Annotated in this window: 11 protein-coding genes; 4 read left to right on the top strand and 7 right to left on the bottom strand. The window is 68.8% G+C overall.

The genetic code is table 11. The features are described from left to right. Nucleotides 1–23: 23 nt before the first annotated feature. Nucleotides 24–398: an ArsR/SmtB family transcription factor gene (locus ACH4YL_RS14100; protein WP_398507560.1), complete on the bottom strand. Its 375-nt coding sequence runs from the start codon at nucleotides 396–398 to the stop codon at nucleotides 24–26. Between the two features lie 251 nt (nucleotides 399–649). Here ACH4YL_RS14100 and ACH4YL_RS14095 point away from each other — a divergent pair, with 251 nt between their 5' ends. Continuing rightward, nucleotides 650–1,639, top strand: coding sequence for a D-cysteine desulfhydrase family protein (locus tag ACH4YL_RS14095; RefSeq protein ID WP_398507559.1), 990 nt, complete (start codon nucleotides 650–652; stop codon nucleotides 1,637–1,639). Here ACH4YL_RS14095 and ACH4YL_RS14090 read toward each other — a convergent pair. Next, entirely contained in the window at nucleotides 1,623–2,723 is a 1,101-nt protein-coding gene (locus tag ACH4YL_RS14090; protein WP_398507558.1) for a DNA alkylation repair protein, read from the bottom strand. The genes ACH4YL_RS14095 and ACH4YL_RS14090 overlap by 17 nt on opposite strands. A gap of 22 nt (nucleotides 2,724–2,745) precedes the next feature. Next, nucleotides 2,746–3,543 (bottom strand): VOC family protein, encoded by a 798-nt coding sequence (locus ACH4YL_RS14085; RefSeq protein ID WP_398507557.1) that lies wholly within the window; start codon nucleotides 3,541–3,543, stop codon nucleotides 2,746–2,748. Between the two features lie 247 nt (nucleotides 3,544–3,790). Here ACH4YL_RS14085 and ACH4YL_RS14080 point away from each other — a divergent pair, with 247 nt between their 5' ends. Together ACH4YL_RS14080 and ACH4YL_RS14075 are read left to right on the top strand one after the other, a co-directional pair. After that, nucleotides 3,791–5,908: a SpoIIE family protein phosphatase gene (locus ACH4YL_RS14080; protein ID WP_398507556.1), complete on the top strand. Its 2,118-nt coding sequence runs from the start codon at nucleotides 3,791–3,793 to the stop codon at nucleotides 5,906–5,908. Nucleotides 5,909–5,954: 46 nt separating this feature from the next. Beyond that, entirely contained in the window at nucleotides 5,955–6,899 is a 945-nt protein-coding gene (locus tag ACH4YL_RS14075) for a serine hydrolase (RefSeq protein WP_398507555.1), read from the top strand. Between the two features lie 22 nt (nucleotides 6,900–6,921). Here ACH4YL_RS14075 and ACH4YL_RS14070 read toward each other — a convergent pair whose 3' ends face one another. Together ACH4YL_RS14070 and ACH4YL_RS14065 are read right to left on the bottom strand one after the other, a co-directional pair. Further along, complete coding sequence (locus tag ACH4YL_RS14070) at nucleotides 6,922–7,521, bottom strand: TetR/AcrR family transcriptional regulator (protein ID WP_398507554.1); 600 nt, start codon at nucleotides 7,519–7,521, stop codon at nucleotides 6,922–6,924. Nucleotides 7,522–7,624: 103 nt separating this feature from the next. After that, nucleotides 7,625–9,688, bottom strand: coding sequence for a discoidin domain-containing protein (locus ACH4YL_RS14065; protein ID WP_398507553.1), 2,064 nt, complete (start codon nucleotides 9,686–9,688; stop codon nucleotides 7,625–7,627). A 278-nt stretch (nucleotides 9,689–9,966) separates the two neighbouring features. Here ACH4YL_RS14065 and ACH4YL_RS14060 point away from each other — a divergent pair, with 278 nt between their 5' ends. Next, nucleotides 9,967–10,746: an alpha/beta fold hydrolase gene (locus ACH4YL_RS14060; protein WP_398507552.1), complete on the top strand. Its 780-nt coding sequence runs from the start codon at nucleotides 9,967–9,969 to the stop codon at nucleotides 10,744–10,746. Between the two features lie 35 nt (nucleotides 10,747–10,781). Here the strand turns inward: ACH4YL_RS14060 and ACH4YL_RS14055 are convergent, their stop codons facing one another. Both ACH4YL_RS14055 and ACH4YL_RS14050 read right to left on the bottom strand, forming a co-directional pair. Next, the gene (locus ACH4YL_RS14055) at nucleotides 10,782–11,339 is read right to left on the bottom strand and encodes a hypothetical protein (protein WP_398507551.1); all 558 of its coding nucleotides are present in this window, start codon (nucleotides 11,337–11,339) and stop codon (nucleotides 10,782–10,784) included. Nucleotides 11,340–11,407: 68 nt separating this feature from the next. Continuing rightward, the gene (locus tag ACH4YL_RS14050) at nucleotides 11,408–12,934 is read right to left on the bottom strand and encodes a phosphoesterase (RefSeq protein WP_398507550.1); all 1,527 of its coding nucleotides are present in this window, start codon (nucleotides 12,932–12,934) and stop codon (nucleotides 11,408–11,410) included. Between the last annotated feature and the right edge of the window lie 85 nt (nucleotides 12,935–13,019).

The raw sequence follows: 13,019 nt of genomic DNA, 5'->3' as shown, positions 1-13,019 counted from the left end.
CGTCAATATAGAGAACTGTCGAATCAGTGCGTGGTTCCGACGGGAGAGCTCAGGATTTCCTGCACGGCTTCCATGCCCTCACGGTCGACCGAGTACCAGACCCAGGTTCCGCGCTTCTCACGCGACAGCAGGCCGGCCGTGGCCATGGTCTTGAGGTGGTGGCTTATCGTCGGCTGGCGAAGCCCGAGCTTCTCGGTCAGGGTGCAGACGCAGGCCTCGCCGCCCGGTGCGGTCTGGATCAGATGCAGCAGTTGCAGCCGCGTGGGGTCGGCAATGGCCTTCAGCACGCGGGTGGTTCGCGCGATCCGCTCCCGGTCCACCAGGGGCGCGGTCAGCGAAGGTGCGCAGGGCCCGATGGCCTCCGCGCCCGATTCCGGGGCCGATGCAGCGACGCTCACCTTTGCAGCATACGAAGGCCGCCTGACCCGAAAAAGTGATCGAAGGTCTGCCGGGCTACCTGTTCACTCGGCATTCACCTGGTGCCTGCCGGCGAGCGGGCCACAGAGCGGGAGGCAGACGCGTCGCGTGGTCGACGCTCCATTGCGTCCGGCTGCCACCTGGGCCGCGGGTTCGCGAGACCATGTGCACCTGGCCGGGGATCACCCGTAGCCCCGGCGCGCAGGACACCGACCGGCGAAAGGCGACACTCATGCCCAAGGACAACCCGGAATCCACGCGGGTGCACCTGATGAGCCGGCCCACTCCACTGGAAGCCGCACCGCATCTCGCCGAGGCGATCGGTCTCGAGCCCGGTGACCTGTGGGTCAAGCGCGATGACCTCATCGGTCTCGGCGGCGGGGGCAACAAGGTCCGCAAGCTGGAGTGGACGGTGGGCGCGGCCCGCGCCGAAGGTGCGACGACCCTGGTGACCAGCGGAGCCGCGCAGAGCAATCACGCCCGGCTCACGGCGGCGGCCGGGACCCGGCTGGGCATGGACGTCGTCCTCGTTCTTGCCGGAGCGCCGAGTGACACCATGACCGGGAACGTCGTGCTCGACGGACTGTTCGGCGCGCGTGTCGTGTGGGCGGGTGACGTCAGCGGGGCCGAACTCGCCGCCGCCGTCGCGGACATGGCCGACAGCCTGCGCAGGCAGGGAGCCCGGCCGGCGGTGATTCCCTTCGGCGGCTCGAGCGTGCTCGGCGCGCGCGGCTACGTCGAAGCCGGCCACGAACTGCTGGCGCAGGCCCCCGACCTGTCCACGGTCGCCGTGGCGCTCGGCTCCGGCGGCACCATGGCCGGCCTGGTCCACGCGCTGGGCGCCGAGCGGGTGCTGGGGGCGCACTGCGGAGCCGTCGCCGATCCCGGGAAGACCGTCGCCGCGCTGGCCGACGGCCTGTCCGGCGAAGAGCCGCAAGGCCGGCCGGACACGCCGCTGCGGCTGCGCCTGGACCAAGTCGGCGCGGGCTACTCCCAGCTCACCGAACCGGTGATGGACGCCATCACCATCGCCGCCCGCACCGAGGGCATCGTCCTCGACCCCGTCTACACCGGCCGGGCTCTGGCCGGCCTCGTCGCGGCGGTACGCGAAGGGGACGTACGCCCGGGACAGCGCACCGTGTTCCTCCACACCGGTGGCCTGCCCGGCTTCTTCGGACATCCGCAGGTCCTGAACCGGGCCCGCTTCACGGTGTCAGGGTGAAGGTCGCGCTGCCTTCGTTCCGGCCGTTGACCAGGATGTCGAGGGCGTGCTCGCCGGGGTGGAACACACGCGTGCTGATGGGCTTGAAGGAACGGATCCGGCTCAGCACGGCCGTCTCGCCGGCGGCGAGCGTGAGCGTGGTGAGTTTGAAGACCTTGGGCGCGGTGCGGCCGTTGGCCTTTCGGTAGTGGACGGCGTAGTCGATGGCCAGCCGGACCGTGTCGTCGGCGGTGTTGGTCACCGTGATCTCGAAGTGCAGTTCGCCGCCGACTGTGACGGAGTCCGACCGCAGGACCGGCCCGGTGACCGCAAGACCGGCGGGCGGGCCGAACCCCAGCAGGGCCAGGGCTCGCGGATGGCCCTTCTTGACCAGCGTCCGCATGCCGTGGCGCACCACCTTGCCGGTGTTGTCGTCGGGGTCGGCGGTCCAGGCTTCTGCCGTGTCGACGGCGATGTCGGGTTCCGCGTAGCTGAGGTCGTTGAGGTGATTGGCCACCGAACGGCGCACATACTCGGCCGGATCCCGGTACAGGGCGTTCAGGACCGGCAGCGTCGCGGTCGGCTCGGCCAGCAGCGGACGGACGCGAACGGCCCAGGGCAGACGTGGCCGGGTGCCTTCGCTCGCCAGCCGGCGTACATGTTCGTCGGGGTGCTCGGTCCAGGTGCGCACGATGGCCAGCGCGCGGTGGAGATCGGCGTCCAGGAACGGCCGCAGCGCGTACTCGGCCGTCAGGCGGGGTGTGAGGTCCGCGAGCAGCGCCATGCCGTCGTCGAAGGTGTCGCCCTGGGGACCGTCGAGGGCCCGCGCCGCGGTCGCCGTCGAGACCGGCCAGATCATCCAGCCGGTGAACTCCCGGTCGTTGAGCGCACGCCGCACGATGCCCGCGAAGTCGGCGTACGTGGAGGGCAGATCGGCCAGCAGGGCGTCGCGCAGCAGGTCGCTGCGCTCGCGCAGCGAAGCGCCGTCGAACTGGGCCGTGGACTTGTGCAGCGTGGGCAGGTCCAGCTGAGGTGCGGCCGTGCGGATACAGGTGGTCAGCTGCTCGGCCACCGATCGGCCGAGCAGTTCGTCTGCGAAGGGCATGGGGCGAGTCTGCCCTGAACGCTCAGTCCACGTCGGAAATCTTCGGCATCTCGCCCTCGGTCCTGCCGAGGTCGATCACCGAGAACGACGCACCCTGCGGGTCACTCAGCGCCGCGAACCGGCCGAACGGGCTGTCCATCGGCCCGAATCGCAGCACTCCGCCGCGCTCGGTCGCCTTCGTCACGGCCGCGTCGCAGTCGTCGACAGCGAAGTACACATTGAGAGACGGCGGGACCTCGGGCGGGAATTCCTCGCCCATCTTCATCCGTCCCAGGACCGATTCGTCGCCCAGGTTGTACAGGTTGAAGTCGATCGCGTCGTCCTCCAAGTGCTGCACGCGGTAAGGGAAGACGGCCGGGAAGAAGGCGTCCGACTTCTCGGGTTCGCGCGTGAACACCTCGGCCCAGGCGAACGCGCCGGGCTCGCCGCGCTTCTCGAAGCCCTCGTGCGTACCCGCCTGCCACACACCGAAGACGACACCGCCGGGATCCCTGGCCAGGCACATGGAACCGAAGTCGCCGACCTGCATCGGCTCCATCAGCACCTCGCCGCCGTTGTCACGGACCTTTCCGGCGACGGCGGCGACGTCGGGCGACGCGAGATACAGACACCAGGCGGACTGACCCTCCGCGCCGGGCATCGGCGGTACGACGGCGGCCACCGCCTTGCCTTTCGAGTAGGCCTGCGTGTAGTTGCCGTACTCCGACGAAGCCTCGCCGAAGGTCCAGCCCAGCACATCGCCGTAGAAGCTCTTGGCTCCCTCGACGTCGCCGAACATCGCATCTGCCCAGCACGGAGTGCCCTCGGGTTGTACAGCCATGATTTTCGACCCTCTCACTGATCGACGGAAGGCCCTGTTTGTCACGCTATCCAGGCATCCGGCATCGCGCATCCTCCGTGGTCGACGGGTCGCGACAACCAGGTCACCGGGCGTGCGCATGCGTGTTACGGTGCCAGTCCTCGCGCCGGGCGCGGGCGCGCGAGAGGTGCGGCGGCGGCCGGTGCAGGGGGACGATGGGGAGGCACCGGGTATCAAGCTGTCGCGGCCGGCGGAAGGAAGTCCTTGGATGCGTGCAGCCGGATCCTTCCCCGCCGAACCCACCCAGCCGAGGGGCAGTACCACCGAGCCCGGCGGCCTGCTGGACGTACTGAACGTCGCCGCCGTCGTGCTCGACGCCGAAGGCCGGATCGCGCTGTGGAGCCCGCAGGCGGACCAGCTGTTCGGCTACTCCGCCGAGGAGGCACTGGGCAGGTTCGCGGCCCGGCTGCTGGTCCACGAGAAGCACTGGGAAGTCGTCCGACGGCTGTTTACGCAGGTCATGACCGGCGAGGGTCGCTGGGCAGGGGTCTTTCCCATTCGGCACAAGGACGGCAGCACTCTGCTCGTCGAGTTCCGCAATATGCGCCTCGAGGACGACAGGAAGGGCTTCTACGCCCTCGGGCTCGCCACCAACCAGGCCACGCTGCGGCAGGTGGAGCGCGACCTGGCGCTCTCCACGAGGCTCGTGTCCCAGTCCCCGATCGGTCTCGCGGTCGTCGACACCGATCTGCGGTACGTCTCCGTCAACCCGGCGCTGGAACGCATCAACGGCCTGCCCGCCGCCGAGCACGTTGGCCGCAATGTCCGAGAGGCCCTGCCGTTCCTGGACACCGAGGCCATCGAGTCGGCGATGCGCCAGGTGCTGTCCACCGGCGTACCCATCGTCGACCAGGAATCGCTCGGGTTCACCCCGGCCGACCCGGACCGCGAGCACGCCTGGTCGGTGTCCTTCTACCGGCTCGACGCCCCGAACGGGAACATCCTCGGTGTGGCCACCTCCGTGGTCGACGTGACCGAGCGTCATCGGGCCACGACCGAGGCCGTTCAGGCCCGGCAGCGCCTCGCGCTGGTCGCCGATGCCTCCATACGCATCGGCACCACGCTCGACCTCGACAAGACGGCCCGTGAACTGGCCGAAGTGTCCGTTCCGGAGCTGGCCGACATCGCCGCGGTGGACGTCCTCGACAGCGTCCTGAACGGCCGCGCCACGGTCGTCCTGCGAGAGGGGCCCGCCACCTTCCGGGCCCTCGCCGTGGCCTCCGCGTACCCCTCCGAGGCCGTACGGGCCGCCGACCCGCCCGGTGACGTCGCGCGGTACGACGCAGACCGCCTGGTCACACAGTGCGTGAACACCGGCCGCCCGGTCCGCGTCTCCCATGTGAGCAGCGACGATCTGCCCCGCATAGCGCGCTCTCCCGAATCCGCCACCCTGCTGGCCACCGCGGGCGTGCACTCCTACCTGGCGGTGCCGCTGATCGCACGCGGCGAAGTCCTCGGTGCGCTCGACCTCAAGCGCACCCGCAACCCCCGGCCCTTCGACGCCGACGACGAGATCCTCGCCGGCGAGCTGGCCGCGCGGGCAGCGGTGTGCATCGACAACGCCCGCTGGTACCAGCAGGTGCGCCACACGGCCCTCACGCTTCAGCGCAGCCTGCTGCCGCAGCAGCCGCCCGACCAGCCCGGCATGGAGATCGCCTACCGCTACCAGCCGGCCCAGGCCGCCAGCGAGGTCGGCGGCGACTGGTTCGACGTCATCCCGCTGACCGGCGACAAGACCGCGCTCGTCGTCGGCGACGTCATGGGCAGCGGCATCAACGCCGCCGCCATGATGGGGCAGCTGCGCACCGCGACCCGGACCCTGGCCGAACTCGACCTCGACCCGGCCCAAGTCCTGCGCCACCTGGACCGCATCACCGACCGCATGGGCCAGACCATCACGACGTGCATCTACGCCGTGTACGACCCGCACAGCTCCCAGTGCCTCATCTCCAACGCCGGCCATCTGCCGCCCGCGCTGGTACGCCCCGGCCGGCGGCCCGAACTACTCGAACTGCCGACCGGCGCTCCGCTCGGCGTCGGCGACGTCACCTTCCACACCACGACGCTCGATCTGCATCCGCACGACGAGCTGGTCCTGTACACGGACGGGCTCGTGGAGACTCGCGACGAGGCCATCGACGTACGCCTGGACGCGCTGCTCGCTCTCCTCGCCGACCATCCGCGGTCGCTGGAAGAGACCTGTGACGTGCTGCTTGACTCGCTGCGGCAGCCGGGAGACCACGACGATGTGGCGCTGCTGATTGCGCGGGCCCGGCGCTCCCTGGCCACCGGCACCGGAGAAGGCGACGCTCTCAGGAAGCGTTGACATGGTTCTCATCGCCCTGTGATCTGAGCTGCCTAGCGTCCGGAGCGTGCCCACCATCTTCGGCAGGCTGATGCCTGCGGCCCTCGTCGTACTCGCCCTTGCCGCCAGCGTGTCGTGCCAGGTGACGGGCAACGAAGCCGTCGCCGCGGAGGAGTCCGGCACACTCTCGCGCGCCTGGGCTACCAGCCCGGCCGGACCCGATCCCCGTCCGGCCTCCCCGTCCGCGACTCCCGCTGCCACGCCTTCTCAAGACGATGCCGACGAAGCGTACGAAGCGGTGCGCAAGGCGCTGGACGCGCTGCCCGGCAGCTCGGGCAGTTACTCGATCGCGGTCAAGGACGTCGAAGCCCCGGACTCCGTCGTGCACGGTGCGACGGCCGAGGAGTTCGACACCGCGAGCATCGTCAAGGTCGACATCCTGCTTGCCCTTCTGCTGCGGGCCCAGGACAACGGAACGTCACTCACCACGGAGCAGCGGCAGTTGGCGACCGCGATGATCCGCACCAGCGACAACGACGCGGCGGACGCGCTCTGGATGACCATCGGGGGCGCCCAGGGCCTCGACGCCGCGAACGAGCGCCTCGGCCTGACAGCGACCACCGCGGGAGGATCCGGACACTGGGGTCTGACCCAGACGACCGCCGCCGACCAACTCGCGCTCCTGGACGCCGTCTTCAGCGAGGAGTCACCGCTCACCAGCCGCTCGCGCGACTACGTGGAGTCGCTGATGAGCGATGTCGTGCCGGAGCAGCGCTGGGGGATATCGGCTGCCGCGGGCTCAGGATCCACGGTGGCGCTGAAGAACGGCTGGCTGCCGCGTACGGCGACGGGCCTGTGGGACGTGAACAGCATCGGGCGCGTCGAGTACGCGGGCCGCACTCTGCTCGTGGCGGTGCTGTCCGACGGGCAGCCGTCGCAGGGAGCGGGCATCGACCTGGTGGAACAGGTCGCGACCGTGGCTGTGGAGGCACTGGTCGAAGCCTCGGTGTGACCGCCGTCCAGCAGGGTGGTGCTCAGCCCGCGGGACGTACGAGGCTGACCACCTGGTCGGCGATCGTGTCGAGAATGTCCGCCGCCGCCGTGTCGTCACCGAGAACGAGGAAGTTCAGGGTCAGACCGTCGGTCATGACGGCCAGATAGCGGGCCAGCACCGGGACGGGCACGCGCAGTTCGAACTTCATGCTGTCGCGGAGCTCTTCGATGAGTTCCGTATAGGTGTCGGAGTACAGCTCGTACTGTCGTCGTGCCAGATGCTCGAACCCCGGCTGGCGCAGGGCGTACTGCGTGAGCTCGTAAGTGAGCATGTGCTCACCGGGGTTGGCGGACACATGGTCCCAGTAGGCCTGGAATCCCGCCCGGATGGTCTCCCTGAGCGTGGCCTTCGGCAGCATCGCGTCCTTCACCACGGTGACGTAGTGATCGGTGATCGCCGCGATGACGGACTCGAGCAAAGCCTGCTTGGAGTCGAAGCAGTAGTGGAAGACGCTCAGTGAGACGCCCGCCTCGGCGGCGATGGACCGGGTCGTCGTCCTGGGGACGCCGTCGCGGGTCATCGCCCGGATCGCTGCTTCGACGAGCTGCTGACGCCGCTCGCCCGATGGCATCCGTGCCACGTTGATTCCCTTCGCATGTCTCGCCTGGGAAGGCGGCCGGGGCCGGTCGGATCAGGAGAGCTGATCCGGCCGGCCCCGGCCCTTGAACACTCCATCGGTGGTGTCAGCTTACGTAGACGCCGACTTCCTGGAGCGAATAGCCCCAGTCCGTGCCGCGCTCCAGCCCGTGGACGCGCACATAGCGGGCTGATGTTCCGGTGAACTGCGCCGTGTCCAGGCCGCCGTCACCGGCGGTCGTGGACCAGACGGACTGCCAGTTCGTGCCGTCGGTGGAGACCTCGATGCGGTACGACTTCGCGTACGCGCGCTCCCAGTCGAGGGTGACGCGCTTGATCAGGCCCGGGGACCCGAGATCGATACGGAGCCACTGGTCGTTGCTCCAGTCGCTCGCCCAGCGGGTGTCCGCCCTGCCGTCGACGGCCCTGCCGGGTGCGTAACTCGTGAACGGGTTCCACTCCGACGAACTGGCCGATGCGGACGAGCCCGCAGCGAGGTTCACCCCTGCCTTGTGGTTCTCGGACGCCCCCCATGTGTCGAGGTAGGACTCGGCGCCCCGGAACAGGTCGTCCACGACACCCTTGCCGCCGACGACCCGTATGTCCTCCAGCCAGTCCGGGACGAGACCGTAGTGCGCGGCGCCGTCGGTGTTGATGTCCCAAGTGCGCTGGCCGGTGGTCTGCTTGTCGAGCACGGCGGTTCCGTCCGCGCTGCGGAAGGGGTACTTCACCGGGTTGGTGGTGTCCGCGCCGCGGGGGCCCGGCCAGCCGCCGACGCCGTTCATGTCGGTGCCGTAGCCGTAACCGACGTTGTACTTGTCGCGCAGTGCCTTCGTGCGGTTCGCCTCGGAGATGAAGCCCTCGGAGCCGTGCATGTACTGGGCGATGAAGCCGCCGAGACGGTAGACCCGCTCGGTCCAGTTGAGGTCCATCCAGCTGTGCGAGGAGATCACACCTGGGTACGACTCGGACTCGAAGATGTCGAAGGCCCGGCCCGCGGCCTTGACGCTCATGTGGTCGATCTCCAGCATCATCTTGCGTTTCATCATGCCGCGCACGGCGTACTCACCGAGCTCGGTGAGACCGCGGGTGTTGCACTGCGCGTCCGCGGCGTACGACGGGACCTTCACACCGGGCGGCAGTTCCTTCTCCGCCTGAGGCGCCGCGGCGAGGCCGATGGGGTTGTCGTGCTGCGGGCCGGTGCACTTCTCCGTCTTCCAGAACGTGCCGGTCGACAGGAACTGGCCGACGTTGATGGCCGTGCCGAGCGTGCCGGAGTCGAACCGGACGCCGCAGAGGGCGTTGTCGAACTTGTGGCACAGGAACATGCTGCGCACGCCGAGCTTGTGCAGCTCGTCCAGACCACGGTCGATGTCGTCCTTGCCGCACTGCGCGATGTCCAGGATCTGTTTGCAGCCGAACGGCTCGGAGGTCTCCACGCCCAGCACGACGGCCAGCTTGCCCTGCTTGATGACTTCACGGGCCTGCGCGCTGTCGGTGACGATCCTGAACCAGCCCTTGCCCGGGCCGCCGTACATCTTGTCGATGAAGGCCTGCATGTCGTACGTCTTCTGCGCCTGCAGGCGGATGGAGGTCATCTCGTCGCAGCTGCGGTCCTTGAAGAAGTAGACCGAGCAGATGACGCCGTTGGTGACGAGGTCGTTGACGAGCACCCGCTGACCGCCGCGCCAGGCCCGTTCGACCCAGGCGTAGTAGTTCTGCTGGTGGGTCAGCGAGTCATGGGCCGGCCAGTCCTTGAACGTCGGCCATCCATTGGGGTCGTGCTTGCCGTCGCCGCCTTTGGTGATGAAGTCGAAGATCGCGAGCGAGCCGTCGGGGTAGTGCTCGGGACAGTCCTTGAGCGCGTCGGCGACGCCGAGTTCGGAGAACGTCTTGCCGCAGATGAGCCGGCCGCCGAATGCCTCGTTGGACATCAGGTGGTTGTGCGCGTCGACGAAGCCCCGTACCTGTCCCTGAGAGTCGGTCCCCTTGAAGGGCTCGCCGGAGACATTGATCTGGGAGTCGGGCGCGGGCCGCGCGGCCGGGTTCCACCAGTCGGACTCGGACAGTGCCGAGGAACTGGGCCCGGTGCCGAGGACCATGGCCACCACGATGAGGAGCAACGACAGAACCGTAACCGGCCTGCGTTGGAGGTGCGAGCGTCGAGTCATGGCATCACTCATGCCTTCGGTGAGTGGACGGTGGGGGGTGAGGCGCCGATGCTGTCCGGGGCGTGTCCGCCCGATGAATTGTCATGGCCTGTGCAGGAGATGCTGACGAGAATCGTCACTGTCACACGCGGAGTCAATAGTCCGGGACGCCTGACCTGATAGCTCGGCAGATCCGCCGAACTCGTCGGGCGGGCGGCGGTGCCGGGCCCGGCGGTGACGCGCTGAGCTCTGTCGTTACTCTCGTCCCACCACTGATCTTGACTGCAGGGGAGCAGACTGTGCGTACCGCAACTGTGACGGCCGACGGTGACCAGATCCGCTGGGTCGAGCTGCCGGGCCGGGAGCCGTCCCGCGTCTACGTGCATGGTCTGGGCGCGACTTCGCCCGCCTACTTCGCCGAGGTCGCGGTCCATCCTCTGCTGGCCGGCCACCGTTCGCTGCTGATCGACATGCTCGGGCACGGAATCAGCGACCGGCCGACGGGCTTCGGCTACACCCTGGAATCGCACGCCGATGCCCTCGCCGAAGCCTTTGCCGCCGCGGGTGTCACCGGCGCCGAGCTGATCGCGCACAGCATGGGCGGCTCTGTGGCCATCGTCCTGGCCGCCCGCCACCCTCATCTGGTCTCACGCCTGGTCCTGATCGACGCCAACCTCGACCCGATCCCGCGCGCTCCCGGCACCAGTGGCAGCAGCGGGATCGCCGCGTACTCCGAGCAGGAGTTCCTGGCAGGCGGCTGGGAAGAGGTCCGCGACCGGGTGGGCGCTCACTGGTGGTCCACCATGCGCCTGGCCGGCCGGGAAGCCCTCCACTGCAGCGCCACCCACCTCATCCGCGGGAGCGATCCCGCCATGCGCGAACTCCTCCTGGACCTGAGGATTCCCCGCACCTTCCTGCTGCCCGAGGCCGCCGGTCCGCTCCCGGGCGCCGACGCACTCACCGAAGCAGGCGTGTCCGTCGTCTCCATACCGGACACCGGGCACAACATCATGCTGGACAATCCGCAGGCCTTCGTACGCGCCACCGCGGCGGCGCTCGCGGACCACGGCCGGCAATAGCGCTCGGGCGCCCGGCGGCTGCTCGACCGCGAGGTTCAGGGCCCGGCAGTCGGTGGCGTGGTGTTCTGGGCCGGTGGCAGCCGCCACTCGCCCGAATGGCCCGGGGGAAGCGCCAGATCGCGCCGCACCGCCGCGTAATAGCCTTCCCGCGCGGCGCGTTGTTTCTTCAGCAGCGCCGACCACGCCTCTGGATCGTGTGTCTGCCCGCGCACGAACTGTTCCATCTCAAGGACGATGACGACCCACGCGCGCGCCTTCTCCACCACATCCGGGGTGCCGAGCATCAGCAGGGCCTCTCCCGCCGGATCGCGCGCCTCATTGGCCTTCGCGACGTGAGCGGCAGCTTCCTCGGGGGACAGGGGATGCGGGTGCGGGTCGTTGCCGAGGTGCGCGGCGGTCCGGAACGTCAGGGTCACGGACTTCTTCAGCACCCTGGCGTATTCGGCGTACGTCGCCAGCCGCCGCTCCTCCCAACGAGCCGCCTGTTCCCGTTGGAAGCGGGCCCTGTCACCGCGTGTGATGGCCAAGTACGAGCCGAGAGCTCCGACCAGCACGCCGATCAGGGCGGGCAGTTGCTGTATGAACGCGGACATGGCCAAACGGTATAGCCAAAAGGGGCCCGCATGATCGCGGGCCCCAACAGCCGTGAGACTGCGCCTTCTCAGGCCTGGCGGAACTTGACGAAAACGGGATTCGAGTAGAACCACAGATCGTCCCAGGGGCTCTCCTGGCCGTCGGCAAGCGGCTCGGCCTCGTCGGTGCTCGTGCCGCGCACGCGGGCGTAGAGGTCGCCGTCCACGTCACGCACGGTGTGCCGGATGACGTATTCCTTCCCCTGCTTGCGCCAGTCGCGCGGGCCGAACCGAGCCACCACCTTCGTGGTCGGGTTGGTGTCGGCGTCGAGGTCGGCGCTCGGGCCGGTGATCCTGCCGACGATCAGGTCGACCCGCCGGACCTGCGGACGGTCACCGTTGGCGTTCTTGCCCTCCAGCGGCCGGAACCTGATCTCGATGTCGACGTCGGTGCGGTTGCGGCCGCTCACGGTGAGCGTCTCACCCATGGCGGCGTCCCGGCCGTGGTTGCTCGCCGTGAGGTCGAGGCTGGTGATCAGATCCCCGGTCCCGACCCAGATCCGACCGTTGCGCAGCCCGTCCATGATGTCGGCGTAGTCCTGCCTGGCCAGTACGTGGGTCTTGCTGTACTCGCCCGGCCAGAAGTCGGATCCGCCGCGCGTCCAGTGCACGTGCGAGTCCGAGGTTGCGGTGATCCACCAGCGCCGGCCCTCGCCGAGCAGCGAATCCCAGAGCCCGCCGACGCGAGCCGTCATCTGGTCGAAACCGCCGTGGGTCGGGTAGTTGCCGTACGCACCGCGCTTGCCTCCGTTGAGCGGGCCCGCCTGGTGGCCGGGAGCTCCCTCGAAGCCGACGTAGATCTCCGGTGCGGCGTTGTTGCCGTTGCGGAACTCCCGCGGAGTGTCCTGCCCGTAGACGCCGAGGCCTGGCGCGGACCGCGAGGTGTGGTGGGCGATCACCAGCGGCTTGCGCCGCATGTCCTTCGCGGCCTTCAGGAACTCGACCATCTTGGCCTCGGTGTCGCGGCCGGGATCGGCGGGGAAGGCGTCGTGCTTGGCGAAGCGGCTCTCCAGCTCGAACAACTGCTGTGCCTCGTCGCGGTGGTGAGGAATCATCAGCGTGTGGTGGTCCAGAGCCGGGGCGTCGAACTCCATCCCCCAGAACTGGAGGACCTCCGGCACGAGTACGCGCGAGCGCAGGAGATCGGGGTAGGCCTGCTCGAGGTTCACCTTCGAGTGTGTCGGACCGCCGTGGTCGGTGCACATCGCCCAGCTGAGGCCGAAGTGCTTGGCCATGATCGCGTTGGTGACGATCGGGTAGACGGCGTCGGCGCCCTTTTGGAACGTCGGCGGGTTCTTCGTCGTGTCGAACGAGCCGCTGTACTCCGAGTGCACATGGTGATCGCCGGCGCGCCACACGCGATGGCGGGAGTCGCCGGACTTTTTGTGCCCGCGATCGTCATCCTCGTCGGCCCATGCCGGGCCGCCGCCCACCAGCGGACTGGCGGCGGCCAGCGTCGCCCCGACGCCGGCGTACTTGACCAGCCGGCGCCGCGACATCGCCGAGTCCTCGGAGTCCACGGAATTCTCGGAGCCTTCGGTTCTCTTGTCCTTCACGGTGAAGCCCTTCGTTCAACTGCCGTGGGAGTGCCGACCGTTGAGCCTCGAACGGTGAACCGAACGCAGCATGAACGCAGCTGAG

This window comes from Streptomyces sp. NPDC020681, assembly GCF_044334895.1.
Taxonomy (GTDB): Bacteria; Actinomycetota; Actinomycetes; order Streptomycetales; family Streptomycetaceae; genus Streptomyces.
The sequence above is the reverse complement of the archived record's forward strand: the minus strand, read 5'-3'. Positions and strand labels throughout refer to the sequence as shown.

Excerpts from the sequence above, each read along its gene's own strand:
- ACH4YL_RS14055 (WP_398507551.1), bottom strand. The coding sequence starts at position 11,339 with ATGTCCGCGTTCATACAGCAACTGCCCGCCCTGATCGGCGTGCTGGTC.
- ACH4YL_RS14065 (WP_398507553.1), bottom strand. The coding sequence starts at position 9,688 with ATGACTCGACGCTCGCACCTCCAACGCAGGCCGGTTACGGTTCTGTCG.
- ACH4YL_RS14080 (WP_398507556.1), top strand. The coding sequence starts at position 3,791 with ATGCGTGCAGCCGGATCCTTCCCCGCCGAACCCACCCAGCCGAGGGGC.
- ACH4YL_RS14090 (WP_398507558.1), bottom strand. The coding sequence starts at position 2,723 with ATGCCCTTCGCAGACGAACTGCTCGGCCGATCGGTGGCCGAGCAGCTG.
- ACH4YL_RS14095 (WP_398507559.1), top strand. The coding sequence starts at position 650 with ATGCCCAAGGACAACCCGGAATCCACGCGGGTGCACCTGATGAGCCGG.
- ACH4YL_RS14085 (WP_398507557.1), bottom strand. The coding sequence starts at position 3,543 with ATGGCTGTACAACCCGAGGGCACTCCGTGCTGGGCAGATGCGATGTTC.